The sequence below is a fragment of the Bacteroidota bacterium genome (genome assembly GCA_039821555.1).
GTDB lineage: Bacteria > Bacteroidota > Rhodothermia > Rhodothermales > Rubricoccaceae > JBCBEX01.
On the sequence record JBCBNX010000003.1, the window covers coordinates 208,390 to 229,863 of the forward strand.

22 protein-coding genes are annotated in these 21,474 nt (G+C 66.7%); 8 read left to right on the top strand and 14 right to left on the bottom strand.

From position 1 onward, the window contains the following. Positions 1-139 precede the first annotated feature (139 nt). The 3 genes from AAFU51_05245 (at position 140) to AAFU51_05255 (ending at position 5,867) form a co-directional block, all read left to right on the top strand. On the top strand, positions 140-2,818 hold the full coding sequence (locus AAFU51_05245) for a serine/threonine-protein kinase (GenBank protein ID MEO1570655.1): 2,679 nt from the start codon (positions 140-142) through the stop codon (positions 2,816-2,818). Between the two features lie 536 nt (positions 2,819-3,354). After that, entirely contained in the window at positions 3,355-5,265 is a 1,911-nt protein-coding gene (gene glgB / locus AAFU51_05250; protein MEO1570656.1) for a 1,4-alpha-glucan branching protein GlgB, read from the top strand. Positions 5,266-5,384: 119 nt separating this feature from the next. Beyond that, on the top strand, positions 5,385-5,867 hold the full coding sequence (locus tag AAFU51_05255; GenBank protein ID MEO1570657.1) for a peptidylprolyl isomerase: 483 nt from the start codon (positions 5,385-5,387) through the stop codon (positions 5,865-5,867). Here the strand turns inward: AAFU51_05255 and AAFU51_05260 are convergent. Then, positions 5,845-6,699 (bottom strand): helix-turn-helix domain-containing protein, encoded by an 855-nt coding sequence (locus AAFU51_05260; protein MEO1570658.1) that lies wholly within the window; start codon positions 6,697-6,699, stop codon positions 5,845-5,847. The two genes, AAFU51_05255 and AAFU51_05260, sit on opposite strands and share 23 nt — an antisense overlap. A gap of 121 nt (positions 6,700-6,820) precedes the next feature. Between AAFU51_05260 and AAFU51_05265 the strand changes: the two genes are divergently transcribed. Then, positions 6,821-7,141: a DUF2834 domain-containing protein gene (locus AAFU51_05265; GenBank protein MEO1570659.1), complete on the top strand. Its 321-nt coding sequence runs from the start codon at positions 6,821-6,823 to the stop codon at positions 7,139-7,141. A gap of 10 nt (positions 7,142-7,151) precedes the next feature. Here the strand turns inward: AAFU51_05265 and AAFU51_05270 are convergent, their stop codons facing one another. From AAFU51_05270 to AAFU51_05285, 4 genes are all read right to left on the bottom strand, one after another. Next, on the bottom strand, positions 7,152-7,733 hold the full coding sequence (locus tag AAFU51_05270; protein MEO1570660.1) for a hypothetical protein: 582 nt from the start codon (positions 7,731-7,733) through the stop codon (positions 7,152-7,154). 64 nt (positions 7,734-7,797) lie between these two features. Continuing rightward, positions 7,798-8,910, bottom strand: coding sequence for a glycosyl hydrolase (locus AAFU51_05275; GenBank protein ID MEO1570661.1), 1,113 nt, complete (start codon positions 8,908-8,910; stop codon positions 7,798-7,800). A gap of 214 nt (positions 8,911-9,124) precedes the next feature. Further along, entirely contained in the window at positions 9,125-9,892 is a 768-nt protein-coding gene (locus AAFU51_05280; GenBank protein MEO1570662.1) for a VOC family protein, read from the bottom strand. A gap of 92 nt (positions 9,893-9,984) precedes the next feature. Then, positions 9,985-10,488 carry a nuclear transport factor 2 family protein gene (locus AAFU51_05285; GenBank protein MEO1570663.1) on the bottom strand — a complete coding sequence of 168 codons (504 nt, stop codon included), beginning with the start codon at positions 10,486-10,488 and terminating at the stop codon, positions 9,985-9,987. Between the two features lie 247 nt (positions 10,489-10,735). Between AAFU51_05285 and AAFU51_05290 the strand changes: the two genes are divergently transcribed. Next, on the top strand, positions 10,736-11,470 hold the full coding sequence (locus AAFU51_05290; GenBank protein MEO1570664.1) for a hypothetical protein: 735 nt from the start codon (positions 10,736-10,738) through the stop codon (positions 11,468-11,470). A 3-nt stretch (positions 11,471-11,473) separates the two neighbouring features. Here the strand turns inward: AAFU51_05290 and AAFU51_05295 are convergent, their stop codons facing one another. Continuing rightward, entirely contained in the window at positions 11,474-12,118 is a 645-nt protein-coding gene (locus AAFU51_05295) for a hypothetical protein (protein MEO1570665.1), read from the bottom strand. Positions 12,119-12,279: 161 nt separating this feature from the next. Continuing rightward, positions 12,280-12,657, bottom strand: a complete 378-nt coding sequence (locus AAFU51_05300) for a hypothetical protein (GenBank protein ID MEO1570666.1) — start codon at positions 12,655-12,657, stop codon at positions 12,280-12,282. 221 nt (positions 12,658-12,878) lie between these two features. On the opposite strand from AAFU51_05300, the gene AAFU51_05305 reads away from it, so the two are divergent. Next, positions 12,879-14,057 carry a serine hydrolase domain-containing protein gene (locus AAFU51_05305; protein ID MEO1570667.1) on the top strand — a complete coding sequence of 393 codons (1,179 nt, stop codon included), beginning with the start codon at positions 12,879-12,881 and terminating at the stop codon, positions 14,055-14,057. 92 nt (positions 14,058-14,149) lie between these two features. Here AAFU51_05305 and AAFU51_05310 read toward each other — a convergent pair whose 3' ends face one another. From AAFU51_05310 to AAFU51_05320, 3 genes are all read right to left on the bottom strand, one after another. Continuing rightward, positions 14,150-14,524 (bottom strand): nuclear transport factor 2 family protein, encoded by a 375-nt coding sequence (locus tag AAFU51_05310; protein ID MEO1570668.1) that lies wholly within the window; start codon positions 14,522-14,524, stop codon positions 14,150-14,152. Between the two features lie 115 nt (positions 14,525-14,639). Further along, on the bottom strand, positions 14,640-15,197 hold the full coding sequence (locus tag AAFU51_05315) for a DUF4442 domain-containing protein (GenBank protein MEO1570669.1): 558 nt from the start codon (positions 15,195-15,197) through the stop codon (positions 14,640-14,642). Positions 15,198-15,387: 190 nt separating this feature from the next. Next, the gene (locus AAFU51_05320; protein MEO1570670.1) at positions 15,388-16,170 is read right to left on the bottom strand and encodes a helix-turn-helix domain-containing protein; all 783 of its coding nucleotides are present in this window, start codon (positions 16,168-16,170) and stop codon (positions 15,388-15,390) included. A gap of 84 nt (positions 16,171-16,254) precedes the next feature. Here AAFU51_05320 and AAFU51_05325 point away from each other — a divergent pair, with 84 nt between their 5' ends. After that, positions 16,255-16,644, top strand: a complete 390-nt coding sequence (locus AAFU51_05325; protein MEO1570671.1) for a hypothetical protein — start codon at positions 16,255-16,257, stop codon at positions 16,642-16,644. A gap of 260 nt (positions 16,645-16,904) precedes the next feature. On the opposite strand, the gene AAFU51_05330 is transcribed toward AAFU51_05325, so the two are convergent. From AAFU51_05330 to AAFU51_05345, 4 genes are all read right to left on the bottom strand, one after another. After that, positions 16,905-17,519, bottom strand: a complete 615-nt coding sequence (locus AAFU51_05330) for a DUF6624 domain-containing protein (protein ID MEO1570672.1) — start codon at positions 17,517-17,519, stop codon at positions 16,905-16,907. Between the two features lie 160 nt (positions 17,520-17,679). Further along, positions 17,680-18,150 carry a hypothetical protein gene (locus AAFU51_05335; GenBank protein MEO1570673.1) on the bottom strand — a complete coding sequence of 157 codons (471 nt, stop codon included), beginning with the start codon at positions 18,148-18,150 and terminating at the stop codon, positions 17,680-17,682. Positions 18,151-18,946: 796 nt separating this feature from the next. Continuing rightward, complete coding sequence (locus AAFU51_05340) at positions 18,947-19,300, bottom strand: elongation factor Tu (protein ID MEO1570674.1); 354 nt, start codon at positions 19,298-19,300, stop codon at positions 18,947-18,949. 153 nt (positions 19,301-19,453) lie between these two features. Next, on the bottom strand, positions 19,454-20,185 hold the full coding sequence (locus tag AAFU51_05345; protein ID MEO1570675.1) for a hypothetical protein: 732 nt from the start codon (positions 20,183-20,185) through the stop codon (positions 19,454-19,456). 195 nt (positions 20,186-20,380) lie between these two features. Here AAFU51_05345 and AAFU51_05350 point away from each other — a divergent pair, with 195 nt between their 5' ends. Beyond that, the gene (locus AAFU51_05350; protein MEO1570676.1) at positions 20,381-21,355 is read left to right on the top strand and encodes an integron integrase; all 975 of its coding nucleotides are present in this window, start codon (positions 20,381-20,383) and stop codon (positions 21,353-21,355) included. The last annotated feature ends 119 nt before the right edge of the window (positions 21,356-21,474 follow it).

Consider the following 21,474-nt stretch of genomic DNA (forward strand, 5'->3'; position numbering starts at 1 on the left):
CGCGACACGGAATACGCAACCCGCTTCGATCACGATGACGATGGTCCAGACATGCACCGTGAGCCTCCAGCGGTCTGCGACTGACGAGATGGCTCCCACTTCTGCGTAGCTCTCAGGAAACACCCCTGCTGTGCCGACGATGACCCCGACCCCCGAGCGCTGGGCGCGCCTCACCAACCTCCTCGGCGACGCCCTCGAGCGGGCGGGCGCCGAGCGGGCGGCCTACCTGCGCGAGGCGTGCGCCGACGACCCGACGCTCGTCGCGGAGGTGGAGCGCTTGCTCACGGCGCACCAGGCCGCAGAGTCGTCGCAGCGGTTCGCGAGCGGCGTGTTCGACCTCGCCCCGGCGGCGCTCGCGGAAGCGGCCCCGCTCCCCGACATCGGCCCCTACCGGCTCGTCCGCGAGATCGGGCGCGGCGGCATGGGCACGGTGTGGCTCGCCGAGCGCGCCGACGGCCTCTTCGAGCAGCGCGTGGCCGTGAAGCTCATGCGCGCGGGCGTTGTCTCGGAAGACCAGCACCGCCGGTTCGGTGCCGAGCGGCGCATCCTCGCCCGGCTTGACCACCCGCACATCGCCCGCCTCCTCGACGGCGGCATGACGGCCCCGATGCCGGGCGTGGGCGTGGGACAGCCCTACCTCGTGATGGAGTACGTCGAGGGCGTCCCAATCACGACCTACTGCCGCGAGCGCGCCCTCCCGCTCGCCGACCGCCTCGCCCTCTTCCGGACCGTCTGCGAGACGGTCGCCTACGCGCACCAGAACCTCGTCGTCCACCGCGACCTCAAGCCCTCCAACATCTTCGTTGCCAACGATGCTGACGGGACGCCCGGCCCCGACAAGCCCACGGTGAAGCTCCTCGATTTCGGCATCGCGAAGCTGCTCACCGACGAGGAGACGCTCGACGCCTCCACGCCGGTGACGCGGACGGGGCAGGCGCTCATGACGCCGGAGTACGCCGCGCCGGAGCAGGTGCGCGGCGAGGCCATCACCACGGCCACGGACGTCTACGCGCTCGGCGTGGTGCTCTACGAACTGCTCGTCGGACACCGGCCGTATGCCATCGAGGACCGCTCGGCGACGGCCGTCGAGCGCGCCGTGCTGGAGGCCGAGCCGACGAAGCCCAGCACGGCGCTCCGGGCCGCCTCGCCGCCCGCGCTCGCCGCCGACCCTACGCGGCTGGCCCGGCGGCTGCGGGGCGACCTCGACACGATCGTCCTGAAGGCGTTGCGCAAGGAGCCCGAGCGCCGCTACCGCTCCGCCGCCGACCTCGCCGACGACCTCCGCCGCCACGCCGAAGGCCTCCCCGTCACGGCCCGCCCGGATACGCCGGGCTACCGTGTCCGCAAGTTTGCGACGCGGCACCGAGCGGGCGTGGCGGCGAGCGTGGCGCTCGCGGCGGCGCTGCTGCTGGGGCTCGGCGGGACGCTCTGGCAGGCCCAGCTCGCCCAGACGGAGGCCGCCAAGGCCACGGCCGTCAACGACTTCCTCGTCGGCATGCTCGCCGCGGCCGACCCTACCGAGGAAGGCCGCGACGTGCGCGTGGCCGCTCTGCTCGACCGCGCGGCGGCCGACCTCGACAGCAGCTTCGCCGACCAGCCGCTCGTGGAGGCCGACCTGCGCGCCACCCTCGGCGTGGTCTACACCGAACTGGGGCTCTACGACGAAGCGACCACGCTGCTGGAACGCGCCCTGGCCCTGCTTCGCCAGGCGCATGGCCCTCAGCATCCGCAGGCCATCGAGACCCAGTCCCGGCTGGGACGGCTGGCCGTGCTCCAGGGGGCGTATGCGTACGCCGACTCCCTCCTCACCGATGCCCTCCAGGCGACGCGCCACGCACCCGGCGACGCGGCCCGTGCCAACCTCTACAGCAACCTCGGCTACGCCCGCTACGTGCTCGGGGACTATGCCGGCTCGGAGGAGGCCCACCGCGAGGCCGTGCGCCTCCTCGAAGCGCAGACACCGCGGGAGGAGATCGAGATCGCGTCCGCGCTGGGCAACGTCGCCATCGTGCTCTCCGACCTGGGCCAACTCGAAGAAGCGACGCCGATCCTGGAGCGCCAGGTCGAGATCTACCGCACGCACCTCGGCCCAGACAACAGCCGGCTCGCGCGCGCGCTGGCCAACCTGGGCTCGGTCTACTACGACCGCGCCCTGGGCCCCGAGGCCGTGGCGGTCCTGACCGAGGCCGTGGACATCTCCACCCGCGTGCTCGGAGCCGACAACACCGAGCGCGGCTGGGCCCTCGGCAACCTCGGCTCGGCGTTCACGCTCGTAGGCCGGGCGGAGGAGGCAGAGACGGCGTTCCGCGAGTCCCTCGGCATCTACCAGGCCACGCTCGGCGAAGACCACCCGCGCACCGCTGGGGCCCACCTGCGCCTCGGCCGCCTCATCTACCTCGAAGGGCGGCTGGCCGAGGGGGTGCCCCACGCCGAGCGCGCCACGGCCATCTGGCAAGCCGCGCTCCCGGACGACCATCCGGCCATTGCGCTCGGCCTGATGACGATGGGCGAGATGCACGCCGACCGGGGGGCGGCCGTCGCGGCGGAAGCGGCGCTCCGCGAGGCGTATCGCATCCGCCGCGTGGCGCTCCCCGAGGACCACCCCGACACGGCGGAGAGCGCCAGCGTCCTGGGCGCGCTCCTAGCCCAGCACGGCACGCCCGCCGAGGCCGAGGACCTCCTCCGCGCAGGCTACGCGTCGTTGCGCAGGGCGGCAGGACCCGACGACAGCCGCACCCAGCAGGCCGCCAACCACCTCCGCGCCTTCTGCGACGCCCACGACTGCACCGCCGCCTCGCGCGCTGCGCTCGAAGGCTGACCGCCAGCGCTCCTGCACAGCACGAGCGCTGCGACCTCGATGCCTACCGCGGCGGCACCGACTCGGTGCTCGGCCGAGAGCGTGCGCACGCAGGAGGCCGCCGAGCGTCTGCGTACGCTCTGCGACTGCTACGCTTGCGACGCTAGCTCGGTGGAGGCGCTGCAGCTGATAGCGAACGTGCAGCGGACGAGCTCTGAGCGCGTCTGGCGCATGGGTAGGGAGATACGCGTTCTTGCCGCATGCTCTCCCACTTCCTACACAGTCATCCCCGCGCACGCGGGGACCCACGAGGCTTCTCTGACGTCCGCAGCGCTACGTCTCTTCACGAGCGTTTGGATGCCAGAAGGCACCGCCTTCCCTATCCGTCATACCTCCGCGTTGCGGGTGGACTCCAGGCATCCGAGCCGGCACGCTGTCGAGTTTCAACGGAGCCCAATCTCGTCCACGTAGCTACGAGAAATCACGCGCTGCGAAAACCCGTACGGCGGTTCTACTTTTAAGCGACTCCGTCTCCCTCACATCGCTCCACCCCGCCGATGCCGCATCTGACCAAGGACGACTTCTACTTCTGGAACCAGGGCAGCCACACTCGCGCCTACGAGAAGCTCGGCGCGCACCCGCAACGTGGAGGCACCTGGTTCGCCGTCTGGGCGCCCAACGCCGACTATGTCGCCGTCGTCGGGTCGTTCAACGGCTGGAGCACGTCCGAAAACCCGCTGAAGAAGACCGACGCCGGGCTCTGGGAAGGCTTCGTGCGCGGCGCGAAGCCAGGCGACGCCTACAAGTATCACATCGGCAACCGCGGCGCGACGTTCGAGAAGACCGACCCCTACGCCTTCGCGCTCGAAGCGCCCGACCCCGACGGGCACCCCATCCGCGGCCTCTCGTCGATCGTCACCGAGATCGACGGCTATGCCTGGCAGGATGCCGACTGGATGGCCAACCGCAAGGGCCCAGAGACGCTCGGCAAGCCCCTCTCGATCTACGAGGTGCACCTCGGCTCGTGGATGCACAAGCAGCACTCGCAGTCGATGTCGTACCGCGAGATCGCCGAGCCGCTCGCCGACCACGTCGAGAAGCTCGGCTTCACGCACGTCGAGCTGATGCCGGTGCAGGAGCACCCGTACTACGGCTCGTGGGGCTACCAGGTCGTCGGCTACTTCGCGCCGACGCACCGCTACGGCTCGCCGGAGGACTTCATGTACTTCGTCGACACGATGCACCGGCGCGGCATCGGCGTGCTGCTCGACTGGGTGCCCGCGCACTTCGCCACGGACCCGCAAGGCCTCGGCTACTTCGACGGGAGCCCGCTCTACGAGTACGAGGACCCCATCATGCGCATCCACCCGGACTGGGGCACCTACGTCTTCGACTACCACAAGCCCGGCGTCAAGAACTTCCTCGTCTCCAACGCCTGCTTCTGGTTCGACAAATACCACATCGACGGCCTCCGCTTCGACGCCGTGGCGAGCATGCTCTACCGCGACTACTCGCGCGGCAACCGCTGGACGCCCAACATGTTCGGCGGGCGCGAGAACCTCGAAGCCATCGACACGCTCAAGCAGATCAACGAGACGGTCTACGCGGAATTCCCGACGGCGATCATGGTCGCGGAGGAGTCGACGGCGTGGCCGGGCGTCTCGCGCCCCACGTTCGAGGGCGGCCTCGGCTTCCTCTACAAGTGGAACATGGGCTGGATGCACGACACGCTGACGTACGCGTCCAAAGACCCGGTCTACCGGCAGTACGACCACCACAACCTCACCTTCCCGTTCGTCTACGCGTTCAGCGAGCGCTATGCCCTTCCGCTCTCGCACGACGAGGTGGTCCACGGCAAGGGCTCCATCTGGGGCAAGATGCCCGGCGACCCCTGGCAGAAGGCGGCCAACATGCGGCTGCTCTACGGGCACATGGTCGGCCACCCCGGCAAGAAGCTGCTCTTCATGGGCCAGGAGTGGGGCCAGCGGGGCGAGTGGAGCCACGACAACCCGCTCAGCTGGGAGCAGGCCGACGAGCCGCTCCACGCGGGCGTCCAGCGCTGGACCGAGGACCTCTTCCACCTCTACCGCGAGCACCCCGCCCTCTGGAACGACGACGGCTCGGGCTTCTACGGCATCGTCACGGACGACAACGCCAACAGCGTCCTCGCCTACACCCGCACGAGCGCGGTCGAGAGCGTTGCTGACGGGGAAGACGCCGAGGAGCCCAAGCGGCTGCTCTTCGTGTTCAACTTCACGCCCGTCCCGCGCGAGAACTACCGCGTCGGCATCCCGCTCGCCGGCCGCTGGCGCGAGGTCATCAACTCCGACTCCGAACAGTACGGCGGCAGCAACCTTGGCAACGCGGGCGGCGTCGAGGCCGTCCCGATCCCGTCCCACGGCCTGCCCAACTCGCTCGTGCTCACGCTCCCGCCCCTCGGCGTGACCGTGTTCGAGTGGGAAGGCTAGCGGAGATGGGTCCTTTTCGATTGACGATGTTCGATTGATCGAAGATGGCACCTTCCAGCTTGACCAGACCCACGTCTCCTAAATCAAAAATCGAACACCCTACATCGCACATGGCAAACATGGCCCAATACTCTGCGCCCCCCGCGCTCACCATCGACACGGACAGCCACTACACGGCGACCATCGAGACGAACAAAGGCACCATCGTCCTTGAGCTCTACCCCGAGTACGCGCCGCTGACCGTCAACAACTTCGTCTTCCTCGCGGGCGAGGGCTTCTACGACGGCGTCGTGTTCCACCGCGTGATCTCGAACTTCATGGTCCAGGGCGGCGACCCGACCGGCACGGGACGCGGCGGCCCTGGCTATCGGTTCAGGGACGAGTTCGACGGCAACCCACTGCGTCACGAAGCCAAGGTGATCTCGATGGCGAACGCTGGCCCCGGCACCAACGGCAGCCAGTTCTTCATCACCCACAAGCCCCAGCCGCACCTCGACAACCGGCACACGGTCTTCGGCAAGGTGATCGAAGGCGCGGAGGTCGTCGACGCGATCCGCCAGGGCGACGTGATGGAGAAGGTCACGGCTGAGAAGGCGGCGTAAGCCTCTCGCCCCTGCCTCCAGTCTTACCCTGTCTGCAGTCTTGCTCTGTCTCGGACTCGACCCCGGGCCCTGCCGCTGCGAAGGCGTGCAGGGCCTCTTTCGTGCCCGCATCGGCGGGGAAGTAGAGTTCCAGCTTGAAGTCCTCCAGCATCGCGTCGCGCGGGGTGCTGAAGTGCGACAGCGTGGAGAAGAGCGAGAGGCGTAGGTCGCCGTAGCGGTAGATCGTCGGCGTGACCGGGCCGAGGCCCGCCTCCCCCAGCTCCACCGAGTGCCTGGCCTGCTGCGCAAGGTGGGCGGCGGCGCGGTCGAGGTCGGGGACGCCGCCCTGCGCCGCGCTCTCGTTCCACAGCTGGTGCGCGGCCTGGTGGGCGACCTGCGGCCAGTTCTCGACGCGCTCCGGCATCATCTCGGACACCATCAGGTCGAGCAGGCTGTCGCCCACCCCGACGCCGAGGTGCGCGTAGAGCGCCTCGGCAGGGGCGTTCAGGCGCACGACGGTCCAGAGCCGGTCGAGCGCGAGCGCTGGATAGGGCGCGTGCCGGTGGAGCATGTACGCCACCGCAGCGCGGATGGGCGCCATCTCGTCGGCGTCCCACGGGTAGCCCGAGTAGCGTGCCGCGAACCCGGCATAGCTCAGCAGCTGGTTGCGCGCGCCGAGCGGCAGCGCGAGGGCCTCGCCGAGGCGCTCAACCATCTCGCGACTAGGCTGCGCACGCCCCGTCTCCAAAAACGACAGGTGGCGCGCGGACACGCCCGCCTCGCCCGCGAGGTGGAGTTGGCTGTACCGACGCGTTTTGCGCCACGTTTGCAGGAAGGAGCCGAAGGGAGTCATGGCGAGAACATAGCGCGGCACGGTAAGGGCAGCTATTACCTCCGAGGTAATTGATCGGCGCCGAGCGCCCAGCTAAACTGGGCCTATCGACGTACCTCTACCCACGAACGTTTTCGGTCCTATGACGCCTACGCCCATTCCCGCTCCAATCTCTTCCGGGCAGCGCACGCTCCTCGTCGTCGTAACAGCGGCCTTCACTGTGCTCACGATCCTCGCAGTCATCGGCCACGGCTATGCAGGCATCTTGACCTACCAGTTTGCGACGTGGGCTGGCGTCCAGGTGCTCGTCGACCTCGTGATCGCGTGCGCGCTCTTTCTGGTGTGGCTGTGGCACGACGCCAAGGCGCTCGGCCGCAACCCGTGGCCGTGGATCGCGATCACGCTCTTTCTCGGCTCGTTCGGACCGTTGCTCTACCTCGTCACTCGTAAGACGACAGCGTGACGCATCGCGTTCACCGCAGCAGGTCGAGGACGCGCGGGTAAAACGTCGCGCGTTCGTAGGATGGCATCTCGCCCTCGACCGTGTAGGTCTGCCCGTTGAGCGTGAGGTCGATCTCGACCGTGACCGGGGTCTCCTTGAAGTAGAGCAGGGCAGGCACGCCGAGCGACGTCGCGCTGTACCGATCGTCGCCCTGCATCCAGAAGCCGTCCTCGTAGTCCCGGAGGAGTTCCGTGCGTGGGCCGTTGCCAAAGCGATACGCGAACGAGTGGATCGTGACGAACTCGATGTGCGGGTTGCGCCCCGCCGTGCGCCCGGCTTCGCGGATGAACACCTGGAAAAAGACGCTGTCCGCGGAGACGCGCCGCGTGTAGACGAAGGGGATGTCGACCTCCTCGCGAGGAAACCAGGCCGGGTAGGTAGAGATCTTCAGTTCACTCTTCTCATTGAGGGCGTGAACGAAGGTCTCATACCCACGCTTCTCCAGCTGACCGATGCCGCCGGACACGAGCCACGCGACGACGAGCAGCACGCCCAGGCCGACGCCCAAGGCGCGCTTGATGCGAGTTCGAGACCGGTTCTCTGGATCGTGCATGGCGCGCGGTGTTGGTTCGCGGCACGCCTTCCAACAACCATACCCGACCTAAGCAACCAAGTCGCTACGGCGTGTAGCCCAGCGTCTCGAACAGCTCGGGCGATGCCTTGAGATAGCGCTCTTTGCTCGTCTCGGTGAACCAAGCCTCGGACACGAAGCGGTTGTTCTGCAGCCGCGCGTCCTGCCAGCCTAGATCGGCGGCAATCGGATAGTTGGACCAGTCCGCGTTGATGAAGCTGATCGCCTTCACATTCTTCCGGTAGGTCAGCGAGAAGAAGCGCACGAACCAGTCGTCCCAGGCGTCGACGCTACGGATGCCGTGCACGGGGCTCGTCTCGGCGATCATGACGGGCTTCTTGTGCGTCCGCGCGAACTCGAACACGGCGTCGGCCTCAGCATTGAGACGGCTCGCGTAGAGGTGGCCGAAGAGCGAGATGCCGACCCAGTCCACGTACTCGTCGCCCGGATACCACGCCGAGAGGGGATGCCCCTCGTAGGTCGGCGACCCGTAGGAGTGCCACACGAACGCCACGTTGTCGACGCCCTCGGCGCGTGTGAGGTCGACAAATCGGCGGTAGGCGGCGACGTACTCGTCGGGGTCGAGTTCGTTGTGGATGCCGTCGAACTCGTAGCCAATGCGCAGATAGATGGGTCGCCCGACCGATTTCGCCCACGCGCTGAACGCGCGAATCACGGAGTCGAACTCGCCCTGCGCGGTCCGGTAGGCGACGTCCCACGTGCCGACCATCCAGAGCGCGCTCTGGAGCACCGTGTCCGGGAAGCGGTCCGCGAGGGCCTGGTGGTGGTGGATGTCGCCGTGCTCGTTGACCATCGGCGCGGCGAGGCCCTCCACGCTCGGGATGCCCCAGTAGGCCGCCCATCCGGCCGGTGGCGGCGCGTCCGGAAAGCTCGCCGTGAACGCGTCCGCAGCCTGGAGCGTCTGTCCCATGATGAGCAGCGTCTGCCCCGGCGGCGGAACGAATCTCGTCTGCTCGAACGCGTAGGCGAAGCGATCGTCCGCCGTCGTGTCGATCTGCGCGACCATAGCGGCGACATCCGGCTCGGGCTGCGGGTCGGGCAGCACCGACGTGAGGACCGTCGGCGTGGTCGAGTCGCACCCTGCCGCCAGCGCGACAGCGAACAACAGGATCTGGGCAACAAAGCGCGTTCGTCTCATGGAACTTCGGTAACCGATACGAAGGATGGCACGCCGGACTGACCCCGTCGGGACGACCGTGTCTGCGGCGTTCTGCAGTCACGCATCGACGTACTCGGCGTTCCAAGCTCTCGCCTTCCACGGCCGCCGTTTGGGAATGGGGATCGTTCCGACCACACACGATGGAACGAACGGACCATCCACTTTGCCGACGGCACCCTGGAACCAGCGACCTCTAGCCAGCCTGCAGCGTCAGCACGACGCCGACCGGGTCGCGGACCAGGGCAACGCTGGCCCCGGCGGGCTCCCGCATGACCTCGCCCCCGTGCGCCACGACCCGCCGCAAGCTCTCAGTGAGGTCGTCGACGGGGAGATGCAGCAGCCACGCTGCCGAGACGCTGCCGTCTTCAGCGTGGCGCTGCCGGACGTGCGCGACGGTGGCCCCGTTGCTAGCCTGCATCTCGAACCGAGCGTCGGGAAGGCTACCGTTCTGTGTCTCCACGGCTTTTGCCGTCCACCCTACCACCTGCCGATAGAAGTCCCGACTCGCCCGTACATCGGACACGGCCAGGGTAAGCCCGGCGATGCGGCCCTGGCGTCCTTGCTGTTCGGCAGCATCCGAGTCGCCTGGCACGGCGGGGACCACACCGAAGGCCGCCCCTTCGGGATCGACCAGCGCGGCCCACTGGCTCTGTCCCTCCTCGGTCTTGCCATGCATCAGCTCGGTGCCACCCAAAGCAAGTGCGTGGGCGACGCTGACGGCTACGTCCGCGACTTGGATGTGTGGCATCCATTGCAACGGCACAGCGGCGAGCTCGGGCGTACGCTCGCCGAGACCGATAATTGGCGTGCCGAGGTTATTCGTCAGGTTGTCGCGCCACAGTGGGGCGTCTCCCGTTGTGAGGATGGCGACGTAGAACGCGCGTTCGCGCTCGTGCTCGGGCACCGCGATGTCGGCGCTGAGCACACCGCCGGCGCCATGGACCTGGGAGATTTGCATCATGGAAGGCTCTTGCGTGTCAGTCGGCGCTGCGGTCTCCCCTCGCCAGTCCCCATGGCCGGGCGATGCTCCGTGAGGGCGACCGCGATGCTAGCTCACCCATCGCCATCGGGTGCGGGGATCGGTTCGGGGCGGTGGTCGAAACTTAGCACGTGGCTGATCTTCCACGTGCCGTCGTCCTGGCGCTGCCACAGGTGAACGAACTTAGCGACGGTGCGCGTCGCCGCGCCGCGCTCGGTGAAGCGGTGGACGCCTCGCTGGACGGCCCCGTAGTCCTGCATCGGGTAGACCTCCAGACTGCCAGCGATGAGTTCGCGCGTGACCCCATTCTCGCGGGGGCACGACGACGTGAGCCGGCGGAAATCGTCCCGCACCTCGTCCCCGTATGAGGCCCCGGTCAGGTCGTGGTAGAACTCGATGTCGTCCGTGAAGAGCCTCATGATCGCCTCGGCGTCGCAGGAGACGAACGAAGCGTCGAAGATGAGGCTATCCAACCGCGCCAACTCGTCATAGAGCGGTCCCGACGTGCCAACATCGGCCTCCGGGGCGGGCGACGGCTGCGCCTGGACAGGTATGCCCCACAGCAGCACGAGTGCCATGCACCAGGGCAGGAGCCGGGCCGTTTTGGTTGAACGAGACGAGGACGGGTCGAAGTACCACATAGGCGGGAGAGCAAGAGGGCAGGGAAGCGACCGCGTTGACGGCGCGACCCCTGCTGGGTTGCAGGGCCGCCGTGTCTAATCGTTTGCTCCGCGCGGCGGGATATCCCCAGAACCGGGGATGGGGCGACGCGCCTCGTCGCTCTAGCTTGCTCGCGTCCCCCCACCTATGTCCCCTTCCTCGTTCATGCCACGCCCCCTCCTCCTGGCACTTGCTCTCGTCGCCAGCTCCGCCACCGCCCAGATCGCCCCACCCAACGAGGTCCGCACGCTTGCCATCCCGCTCGTCGTTCAGACGGGGTCCGTGGACTACGGCTCCGACGTGACAGCCAGCGGCGCGTCGTCGATCGTGCCCGGCTTCTCGGTGGACCGGCTGGACCGGAGTGGCCCGCGCATGCTCTACCGGCGCTTCGACATCTCAGGCGGCGCGGCGTTTGTCGCCTGCTACGCGCTCTCTTGCTCGGGGCTGACCGAGGAGATCAACGGGGTCGAGTCCGACAACGACGGCTGGGTCTATCTCGAAGGTCTGCTGATCCCGCTCGCCGAGGGCGGGGTGCTCTTCCCGACGCCTGTCGGCAGCCTTGGCGGGGGCGTCACCCTCGGCTCGGCGGGCGTAGCGGGCGGCACCGACACCTTCGCCTACGGCCTGGCCGGCGTGCAGGGCGCCTACGGGGCACAGCTCGGCCCCGTGACGCTCCTCTCGCTCGCGACCTACGGCGTAGGCTACAGCTACGGCAGCGGCGAGGGCGGGCTGACCGGGCGGGTCATCAAGCTCCGCACCGACGCCTACATCCCGATCGGGCGCTTCATGGGCATCGGGACGCTCACGATCGCGCGGGTCACGGACACACTGGGCACGGACGACAGCGCGGACGACCTCGGCGCCACCTTCGTCACGTTCGGCGCCGGCATCGGGTTCTAGCGCTCACGGCGCGCGGTACGTGATCTCGCGCGTCTCGAAGATCCACGCCGCGCCGTTGCGGACCACCGTCCGGCTTGTCCAGTTGCCTCGCTCATCGAGCGTCTCGACACGGAACACGTTCTCGATGCGCCGCGAGCCGTCCGTCCTCTCATACACATACCCCGTCTCGTTCGCACCGTCGTAGGTGACCGTGTCCATCCCACGAGCGCCCTCTGCAGAGACGCCGTAGCGCCGCTCGACCTCGCGCCCGTCTGCATCGGACACGAACTCGTTGACACCCGTCACCTCGCCCGCGCCGTTGAGGTATGTTACCGTCCTCACGACGCGACCGCCCTCTTCCGGGCGGTACTCGAAGCGTTCCAGCGTGGGGTCGAGGTCCGCCCCCTCGAAGTAGACGGCGCCGAAGGGCTGGTCGGAGGCGTCGTAGAGCTCCATGAAGGCGAGCGAGACCGAGCCGTCGGGCGCGCGCCACTCGACGCGGAGCCGCCGCCCGTTGGGCCCGTAGGTCTCGAACTCGGTACGCTGCAGCGCACCAACGGGCGTATCGCTGTCTTCGGTCGGAGTGGCGAGGTTGTAGACGTGCTTCACCGTGGCACTTGCCCCTGGGACCGGCTGGGCCTGGACGTTGACGGCAAGGACGAGAAGCAAGCAGGATAGACAGACGCGCATAGGGAGAAGGGGCTGTAGAAGGTGAACGGTCAACGGGAACGCAGGAAGACCTCAGCTGGGCCGACCCGGGTGCGCCGACTCAGGCAAATCTCCGTCTGCGAGCGGGTAGAATGCACAGCCATACTAAATGCACAGCCATACTACCTGTCTTCGAGGGCGACTAGCGTAATCGTACCACCGCCCGCCTCAGAAGGCCAAGCGTATGGTTTCGTTTTATCCCACTCGTACTCGACCTCAATGAGGCGGTCTCGCTTTCGCACCGTGCCCTCGCCCGAGATCACGTGGTCCTGGCTCGACGCCGGGATCGAGAGCGCCTCGACGAGCGCCGTGGCCAGGCGTTGGACCAGCGCCGTCTCGACGACCGGCGTGCCGTCCACGAGGAACGAGACCACGCGAGCACTCCCGATCCACCCGGGCCCGCCCTCCGACGTGACGGACCAGCGCACATCGACCCGGCCCTGCTCGACGAGGTCGATCAAGGTGTCTACGTCCCGAACTTCGATGGCGTGCGCTGGCATACGTCCCGTGTTCCCTCGCCAAGCTACCCTCCCGAGACAGCACCCCGCTCATTCGCGCGCGAGCGAATCGCACACGAGGAGCGCCGCGCCTCCCCGTGGACGACCACACCGTGGACAACCACACCGCAGGCAGCCGGCGTGCATCGGGGAGCGCTCGGCCTGTAACCTTCGAGGCCGCACACGCGTCTCCGCGCCTTTGGCTTCACCCCCGATCTTGCGCCATGCCCTTCTCCCCCGTGTTTCGACTGGCCCTCATCCTCGCTCTTCTCTCAGGCTGTGGAGGGCCTTCTCAACTTCCGTCTCGTGCGGATGGCCCCGCTGCTCAGACACGGGAAGAAGCCATCGACCGAGGGCGCCTGCGGCTCATGCAGCGGATCGAGGAGGGCGTGCCCGGATTCTCGGTGGCCGTCGCCGTGGACGGCGAGGTCGTGTGGGCGGAGGGCCTGGGGGTCGCCGACCGCTCGACGGGTGCGCCTGTCACGACCGACACACGCTTTCGGATTGGGAGCACGTCCAAGTCGATCACCGCAGCCCTGGCCGGTCGCCTCCTCGATCGCGGCCTCGTGTCGCTGGACACGGACATCCGCGAGACGCTCCCGTCGTTCCCGGAAAAACGATACACCCTGACGCTCCGGGATCTCCTCTCCATGCAAGCGGGCATCCGGCACTACCGAGCTGACGAGTCGCGGAATACGACCCACTACGCGAGCGTGCGCGATGGACTGCAGATCTTCGCAGACGACCCGCTCTTGTTCGAGCCGCACACGGCCATCCGCTACTCCAGCTACAGCTTCAATCTGGCGGGCGCCGTGCTGGCTCAGGCGCTCGGGATGAGCTACGGCGACGCGATCCACACGGAGATCCTCGAACCGCTGGGAATGAAGGCCACGGGCATCGACGATCCAACGGTGGAGATTCCAGAACGGTCGCGCTTCTACTCTCCGGGGTTCCTGCGCCTGAGCACCGCCCCCCTTGTGGACGATTCGTACAAGGCCCCGTCTGGAGGCCTCCTCTCCACCCCGACCGACCTGGTGCGCTTCGGGTCGGCGCTTCTCAGCAGGAGCACCCCCGAGGGCGAGCTGTGGCTAGACCAGGAGACCGTTCGCACCCTGTTCACGCCGCGGACGACCCGAGACCAGTCGCTGCCCGCGTTCTACGCACTCGGCTTCCGGGTCTGGCTCGACGATCCGGGCGCGTCTCCCCCGTACGGCCGCTACACGGTGCACCACGGAGGCTCCTCCGTCGGTGCGCGGTCGATGCTGATGCTGTTCCCGGACGAGGGTGTGGTGATCGCGCTGTTGGCCAACTCGGATGGGTACGACCACAAGGAGATCGATGCCGAGGCCATCGCATCTGGGTTTATCGAGGCGTACGCAAGCCGCTCGTCGCGCGAGCCGTAGTCGCTGGGCTTCCGACTGCGAGCCGGGGAGCATCGCCGCGCGAAGGAGACGGGGGACCGAGCAGCGCATGACGATCGTTCTTGCACGTCTCGTCAGGGCTCGCTCTCGACGGGACTCATATGGCCGGCCAACAGCCTCCACCCGTCTTCCTGGCTGCACCACACGCGGGTGTAGCGGAAGGTCCCAGCGAACGGCTCGCCAGCGAACGTCCCCGCCATCTCGATGTGGACATTGACGACGGCCGTGGCGCCGCACCGGACCACGTGTCGCTCGCGCACCTCGGCCCGCGTCAATCGAAGCAGCCGGGCGCGGTGCGCGTTCAGATCATCTTCCTTGCGAAGCACAACGCCACCCAGCCCCGTGAACAGGAGGCGATCGTCGAGCAGGGCGTCGAGCGCGTCGACATCGTTGGAGGCCATCGCTGCGATGAGCGCGTCCTCGCAGGCCAGGACAGCATCGTCGGTCATGTGCCGGAGGGCATCACAGAATGAGAATCCACGTGCGAGGACCTACGTGGGCGGGTCTGTTGGGAAGCTGGACGCGGCAGCCCGAAAGTAGCCACGTGCCCGTCGGCGGCAGGCCTCACCCCGTCGCTTGCCCCATCGCTTGAGACGACGGCTCCGCCCGGCGCTGCTTCTTCTGCTTGAAGAACGCCTTTGTCGCCACGTAGATCGTCTTGTCGACCTCGCAGAAGACCTGCGAGCCGTCCTGGTTGGTGAGGCGGGTCGTCTTCACGATCTCGGTCTCCCCCTCCGCCTCGACGGTGGCGATCAGTTGCTCGATCTCGGACGGGGTGTACTCGAACACCGCGTAGAGGTCCTCGCGGGCGGGCGCCTTGAACCGGACGGCCGCCGCCTTGTCCCACACGATGTAGGCGCTGTCGAGGATGTTGATGAGTTGGACCATCGGGATCGGATCGACGGACGCGAACAGGCTCCCGCCGAAGATGCTGCCGACGTAGTTGCGGTTCTTGTAGCTGATCGGCAGCCTGATCGCGACGCGCATCAGGTCGTCCGAGACGGCGGTGATCCGCGCCGTCGTGCGCCGGTACATCGGCGACAGGTTGAACCCGTATTTGAAGAGCGTGGCGTCGCTAAAAAATCGGGGGCCGATCTTCGCGATTTGCTGGTAGAGCGACATGCAGGGGGGCGTGGTGGGTCGCTTCGCGGCAGGCCGGAACGACTCATGAACACAGGGGAGTGCTCTGCCGTCCGACGCCCACAGCGTGGCGATACGCTGAGGTGGGGGAGGATACGCCGAGAAGGCTGACACTTTAGGTTCGCCTGCAGCCGTAGGTTCTGCCACACGTGCATGCATCCGGAGGGCCGCGTCAACGCTCCCTGTGGTCCCCGAACAATGCGTGCATCGGCATCTCTGAGCCCTCGTCGAGCGGGACCATCAGCTCTACCTCGAAGCTCTCGGCCATGGCATCGTGTACCGAAACCAACCGGCCGTGGAGCGAGGTAAATCGCAGCGGAGGCTGCCCTGGCATCTGGACGACGATGGGTACATAAATCGGAACGTCGCTGGCACCTGCCAGGAACCGGGGCACGTGCTCGAACCGGCCGGCGGCGACCGCCGCATCTAGGGCACCCCGAACCACCTCGGAGCGCAGGGCGACTTCCTGGATGCGGGTGTAGAAGCTAGCGCTTGCGGCCTCCCAGTTCGTGACGAGCGGCTGGAACTTCCGAGACAGGAAGAGGGCGTGCATGTTTTCGACGTGGTCAAACAGCTCGATCATGCGCTGCCCAGGAGGATTGGCCCTCAGGAAATTCCAGTCGTTGTCCACGACGAATCCGGGGAAGGGCCAATGGCGAAGGAGCTGGCGCGAGAGCAGGTCGAGGGTGTGCTGGACATCGGGACTGCCGAGTTCACGCTGTGGATAGGGGCTTCGAAAGCCCGCGGTCTCGAACAGCGACGCACGGTGCGCGCTCGACAGGCGCACCGCCGTGACGATTCGTCCGATCATCGACCTAGTCGGGGCGGAGCGCCCTGTCTCCAGGAATGACAGATGCCGTTGGGTCGTGCCGATGGCGTCGGCGAGAGCCTCCTGCGACAAGCCGAGGTCTCGCCGAATAGTCTTGAGCGCGGAGCCAAAAGGATGGCCAGCCATTATTCCTTTACAGGGAATTGTAATGATTCCCTGCTCAATATACCATAGGGCACCTCCTTGTCCCACGCCTTCGGTTGCCCTCCTATGGATTCCTTTGCTCCCTCACTCCTCGCGCTGATAATCACGGGCCTCTTCGCGGTCGCGACCCTACTCACCGGCGCGATCGCCCTCTTCACCAGAACAGGCTGGTCATTGCTGCTGCGTACGGAAGACTTTACCTCTACCAATTCGAAGGAGGTCGTACGGGCCCCGAACGTACGCGGCTGGGGGGCTCGACAGATCGTGACCGGCGTTTGTCTCTGGGGAGCGCTCATCCTCGGCGACCAGGTGCTCTTTCAGGTGGGGCTGCTCAGCCTGCTCATTCGCCAAGGGTTGGACATCCTGCTCTACGTGCTCGACGGAACGCCTCGGCGAACCATCCTATTCATCGTAGCCGCTATTCCCACGGCGGCCGCTTTCGTGAGCGTTCTATAGGCACAGTCGCTGTGCATCGCTTGCTGCATGCCCTCGTTCACTCGCTGAACTCCTCGCCGTCGACGCTCCGCCAGTCATTCAGGGCCAGCGGCCTTCGCCTGTATGTCGGAGCCTGGACAACTTGGGGCGGACAGAGGGGCTTTCGCGTTGGTTCCCTCATCAGCTCTGCGAGCTGGGCTCGGCTTCTCTCACGGACTGCTGTGAGGTGAGCGCGGCAGAACAGATAGCGGCTCAGCCGCGGGCTACACGGCCGTTACTTCCTACGGCGCCTCTTCATTCGCGGGAGCACCCTGCACTCTGCGTCGGAAGGACTCGATGTAGTCCTCGAGCGAGTTCAACCCGACCGCCGCACGCCGAGCGTCTACGCCGTCGGCGTCCTCGATCTCACGCGGGACCGGCTGGCCGTCCACGACCTTCAACTGCGTGCCGTAGACCTGGGGCTCGCCCGCCGCCAGCCGAACGCGGTCGGTGAGGTAGGCGAAGTCGGACCCCGACGCCTCTCCCTCAGCGACGGCCGCCTCCATGAGGCCGAGAACCTCCCGTTGAAAGGCGCGGTCCCGATCCGCGTGCTGAGCGAGGAGCCAAGCGTCGCTAGCCCCCTGCTCCCCGACCTCGCTCGCTTTCGGCCACCCTCGCTCGGCGACGACACCTTTGAGCCAAGCCGTGTTGAGCGAGTCGATGGTCAAGGCGAACGCGCCGTCGGCGGCGTCGGGCTGGCGGCCTTGCCTCAACGCGAGCGTAATCAGCCCGCGCGCCGCTTGGTCTGCCTCAACACGGAGCGAGAGTTGGCGGGCGAGGAGGGAGTCAGCTTCGGACGAAGTCTGCGCCAGCGCGAGGGCAGGGCTGAGCGCGAAAAGAAGAGCGAGGGTTCGCATCGGGCAGGAGATGGCGGGAGGCCGTGTAACATGTGGCGGCTCAGCCCCACAGGGCTGAGGGCACGATGGACTGGCGAAAGCTATGGATGCGGCGGCGTTCGGACCGGTTGAGAACGCTGGAGCCCTGGGTCAGCCTGCAGACTCCGGTTACACCGCCCGGTCACTGATCCGTCCAGTGGTCGTGCTCCTTGCGGAGTTCGTCGCTGGCGGGGTCGTATTCGATCAGGACGTAGTCTCGACAGTTCTCAGGCGTGAGGCGGACTGGCTTGCCAACCGAGCGCGCGAGGCCGCGCATGAACTCAAACAGCGCCGCCGCCCGCTCCGGAGTCTGGACCTCGCTCGGTTCGATGTCCAACTCGATCTGGTCGGTCTCGAAGAAGTGCGCGTGGACGGCGACCCCGGCCACGTCGATCGAGAGGAGCGTCGTCCACTCGCTCTGCCCGGCGAAGAAGCCGTCCGGGTCTGCCGGCACGGGCCGCCAGTCGTCGCCGCGCCGGAACCGGAGGCCGTACATGCTACCTCGGACGAAGTCGAAGAGGGAGCGCCAGTCCTCGACCGTGGTATCGAGCACGTAAAGGTCGCGGAGGCTACCGTCTCGCACGAACGCCGACTTGGCCTGCTCCCAATCCATAGCTGGCGGTTCGAGGCGGTGTAACAGTGGACCGCTCAGCCGCGCAACGCACGACTGGCGGTGTGAACGAGTCGCAGGATACGCGGCGCTCGGACGAGACACAGAGGACCGCGTGCGTTGCGTCGGCCTGCAGCGGTGGGTTCTACGGATCTCCTACCCTGCGAGCATAAGCGCCATCAATCCTTACGCCATACGGTATCCGATCCACCGTGGGAAAGCCGAAGTCGCTTGTGAGGTCGAAACGGAGGCGACGCACCAGGAGTGCCAAGTTGGCCTTCCCCAGGTCGCCACGGTAGACCCGAAGTCTCGCTTCTTGCACGCTGCCGTCCCACGCGACCTCGACTTGTAGAAGAGCGCGGAAGCCTACGGGTAGCTCCTGTTCGAGCACAGCCTGGGCCTCCTCCCAACCTCCGACTACGCCCTCAAGACTGATGTAGACGCGAGGCTCGTAGAAGCGAGTTGGTAAGTGGCACTCCGGCACCCAGTCCGCGTCGGTTGCAGCGCGGGCAGAGTCGCATCCGGCAACGAGCGCAGCGCGCAGCGAGTCGCGTCGAGCTTCATACGGGTATGGCGGTGCGGGGTCGGGGTTGGTGTAGACCACTGAATCCAACCGAACGGTCTGGCTCACGTCGGACTGAGCGCTGGCGGACGACGCCAGGGCTAGAAGTGAGAAAACGACGAGGCAGCGAGCAGGCACAGATCCGTAGAACGTCCGAGTTCAGGTGCGTTTGGAGATGACGCGGCGGAGGCGGAAGCCGCAGCTGCGGCAGCTCCAAACGTCGGCTGCAGCATGTAGTTAGGCATCGTGGGTGGCACCATCGTTAGCTCTTCGCGCTGAGTTTTCAAGGTCAACAATCTTAGTGACTGCGCCAAACCCAACTGCACGATTTCCCTCGCGGACCAGGAATGGCATTCCAACATAGATGCGACCCCAATGCTCTGCTGGGGACAAGAACCCCAAAAACGCCCTGACTTTCTCACCAGGCGCGACTTGCTCTACGCCTGGATACTCATAACGCGCATCCCAGTCCGTTCCCTCATAGTAGAACTGTGCTCTGTAGCCGCTAGACGCTGCGGACTTCCGACCGCCATGCTCGGTCGGCAAGAAAACGATCTGTGCTTCGATGTCTCGGGGCAAGGCGTTTCTCACGGTAGCTCCGAACTCGTATGCCTAACAGAGGGCGGCTCACCAGCGAAACGCGGCTAGCCGGTTGCACGAGGCAAGTTCAGTGATGAGAACCGGACGGGGCAAGACCGTGGAGCGTTTCGTCGGCGTGCAGCCGCGGGTTATATGGCGCGGTGGTTAGTAGTTCCGAGCGTCCAAGCTCTGGGGCCACGCACCTCCGATGATGTCGTACTCATAAACCTCAGATGGCTCAATCGTGCGCCAACCGTCCCCATGATTCGCCTCATACCATTCGGCAAGCGACTGCCCTTCAGCAAGCCTGATCCCCCTAGGATGGCGCACGATCTCCGCTACGGGCGTGAGGTCTCCGACACAGCCCATCTGAGTAGACACGGAATCTTGCGATGCCTCGTAGTCACCGACGACGCTGTCGAAGGCGGTCCGGTCGGTCAGGTAGAGACCACTCAGCGCGTAGAGCTGACCAGCAGGGTAGGCGCGACGGAGCAGGGCCCGGAACACTTCCGGCGCATCGGGACGGCGGAGGAGGGTGTTGAATGCCTCGTACTGCTCGGACGGCATTCCCGCAAACCCGACGTGACTACTCGCGAAGGTGCGCGTGTTCAGCAACAGGGCGAACGCTGCCCGTGGGTCACGTAGTTGGTCATAGTCAAGGAAGTACTCGTACTGCAGCGGCAGGCTCGACCAGTCGCGCCCCAACGAATCCGCCCGCGCCTGCAGTTGCCGCTCGGCTTCCTCCGCCTCGGCAATCTGGACAGCTTGCTCAGGCGTGACTATGGAGTGCCACCAATCGGACGACTGATGGATCTCCTCATGTCGGAGTTCGCTGACCGAGGTGACGCAGCCAGCCGCGAAGGCGAATAGGAAAACGACGGCAGCGACTCTCATCATGTTGAAGGAGGTAGCGCCATATAACTACTACTTCTGTTGAACGCACGCAGCCTTCCGGACACTGGACGACCGAATCGCGGCGTGGCACTGGATAATAGACGTACAGGCCCTGGCTTGTCCACCGACGCCGCAATTCGGTCGGTTACGTCTCGGTTCACAGCGTGTCTATCGGGCGCACACGACGCACGCCGCTCCATGTCCCGACTCCTCCAGCACGTCCGCGAGGCCGCTCGCCTTCGCCACCTTAGCTACCGCACCGAGCAGACCTACGTCGGCTGGGTCCGCCACTTCTGCCACTTCCACCGTGACGCGGCGGGCGTTCCGCGCCACCCGAAGACGATGGCCGAGCCTGAGGTCGAGGCGTTCCTGAACTACCTCGCCAACGAACGTGACGTGGCCGCAAGCACCCAAGCTCAGGCCCTCTCCGCGCTGCTCTTCCTCTACGACGCCGTCCTCGCCCTGCCCCTCGACACCCTCGACCTCGTGCGCGTTCGCAAGCCCGCCCGGCTTCCAGTCGTGCTCTCTCCCTCGGAGGTGACCGCGCTGCTCGAACGACTGCGCGGCGAGCACCGGCTTATCGGCGGGCTCCTCTACGGCGCCGGGCTGCGCCTGAGCGGCTGCCTACGCCTCCGCGTCAAAGACCTCGACTTCGAGCGGCGGCAGATCGTGGTGCGTCAGGGCAAGGGTCGGAAGGACCGCGTGACGCTCTTCCCCGACGCCCTAGCAGGCCCTCTGCGGATTCACCTGGACCACGTACGCGCCCTTCACCACCGCGACCTCGCGGAGGGCTTTGGCGAGGCCAAGCTTCCCCACGCCTACGCGGCAAAGCACCCAGGTGCCGCGCGCCAGTTCGGCTGGCAGTTCGCCTTCCCCTCGGCGCGGCGTTCCGAGGACCCCCGCACGGGCCAGGTCCACCGGCATCATCGTTCGCCGTCGTCCGTGCAGCGTGCCCTCAAGCGAGCCGTCGAGGCGGCGGGCATCGAGAAGAGAGCCACATGCCACACGCTGCGCCACTCCTTCGCGACCCACCTGCTCGAACAGGGCCTCGACCTGCGCACGCTTCAGGAGTTGCTCGGCCACGCGAAGCTCGCCACCACGCAGATCTACACCCACGTCGCCACGACGCGGACGCTCGGCGTGGCCAGCCCGCTCGACCGGCTCGCCGCCTGACGCGGCCGCCAGCTACGGTACCAGTTCCAGAACCTCGTCCAGCAGCCCGAAGGATATCGCCAGAGCCTCGCTGGAGGAGTCCCGTGGGAGCATCGGGCGCCACGCCATGCGCGCGAGAC

What these genes read in the sequence shown, in the direction of transcription:
- AAFU51_05245 (MEO1570655.1), top strand. Translation starts at nt 140, where the DNA reads ATGACCCCGACCCCCGAGCGCTGGGCGCGCCTCACCAACCTCCTCGGC.
- glgB (MEO1570656.1), top strand. Translation starts at nt 3,355, where the DNA reads ATGCCGCATCTGACCAAGGACGACTTCTACTTCTGGAACCAGGGCAGC.
- AAFU51_05255 (MEO1570657.1), top strand. Translation starts at nt 5,385, where the DNA reads ATGGCCCAATACTCTGCGCCCCCCGCGCTCACCATCGACACGGACAGC.
- AAFU51_05260 (MEO1570658.1), bottom strand. Translation starts at nt 6,699, where the DNA reads ATGACTCCCTTCGGCTCCTTCCTGCAAACGTGGCGCAAAACGCGTCGG.
- AAFU51_05265 (MEO1570659.1), top strand. Translation starts at nt 6,821, where the DNA reads ATGACGCCTACGCCCATTCCCGCTCCAATCTCTTCCGGGCAGCGCACG.
- AAFU51_05270 (MEO1570660.1), bottom strand. Translation starts at nt 7,733, where the DNA reads ATGCACGATCCAGAGAACCGGTCTCGAACTCGCATCAAGCGCGCCTTG.
- AAFU51_05275 (MEO1570661.1), bottom strand. Translation starts at nt 8,910, where the DNA reads ATGAGACGAACGCGCTTTGTTGCCCAGATCCTGTTGTTCGCTGTCGCG.
- AAFU51_05280 (MEO1570662.1), bottom strand. Translation starts at nt 9,892, where the DNA reads ATGATGCAAATCTCCCAGGTCCATGGCGCCGGCGGTGTGCTCAGCGCC.
- AAFU51_05285 (MEO1570663.1), bottom strand. Translation starts at nt 10,488, where the DNA reads ATGGCACTCGTGCTGCTGTGGGGCATACCTGTCCAGGCGCAGCCGTCG.
- AAFU51_05290 (MEO1570664.1), top strand. Translation starts at nt 10,736, where the DNA reads ATGCCACGCCCCCTCCTCCTGGCACTTGCTCTCGTCGCCAGCTCCGCC.
- AAFU51_05300 (MEO1570666.1), bottom strand. Translation starts at nt 12,657, where the DNA reads ATGCCAGCGCACGCCATCGAAGTTCGGGACGTAGACACCTTGATCGAC.
- AAFU51_05305 (MEO1570667.1), top strand. Translation starts at nt 12,879, where the DNA reads ATGCCCTTCTCCCCCGTGTTTCGACTGGCCCTCATCCTCGCTCTTCTC.
- AAFU51_05310 (MEO1570668.1), bottom strand. Translation starts at nt 14,524, where the DNA reads ATGACCGACGATGCTGTCCTGGCCTGCGAGGACGCGCTCATCGCAGCG.
- AAFU51_05315 (MEO1570669.1), bottom strand. Translation starts at nt 15,197, where the DNA reads ATGTCGCTCTACCAGCAAATCGCGAAGATCGGCCCCCGATTTTTTAGC.
- AAFU51_05320 (MEO1570670.1), bottom strand. Translation starts at nt 16,170, where the DNA reads ATGGCTGGCCATCCTTTTGGCTCCGCGCTCAAGACTATTCGGCGAGAC.
- AAFU51_05325 (MEO1570671.1), top strand. Translation starts at nt 16,255, where the DNA reads ATGGATTCCTTTGCTCCCTCACTCCTCGCGCTGATAATCACGGGCCTC.
- AAFU51_05330 (MEO1570672.1), bottom strand. Translation starts at nt 17,519, where the DNA reads ATGCGAACCCTCGCTCTTCTTTTCGCGCTCAGCCCTGCCCTCGCGCTG.
- AAFU51_05335 (MEO1570673.1), bottom strand. Translation starts at nt 18,150, where the DNA reads ATGGATTGGGAGCAGGCCAAGTCGGCGTTCGTGCGAGACGGTAGCCTC.
- AAFU51_05345 (MEO1570675.1), bottom strand. Translation starts at nt 20,185, where the DNA reads ATGATGAGAGTCGCTGCCGTCGTTTTCCTATTCGCCTTCGCGGCTGGC.
- AAFU51_05350 (MEO1570676.1), top strand. Translation starts at nt 20,381, where the DNA reads ATGTCCCGACTCCTCCAGCACGTCCGCGAGGCCGCTCGCCTTCGCCAC.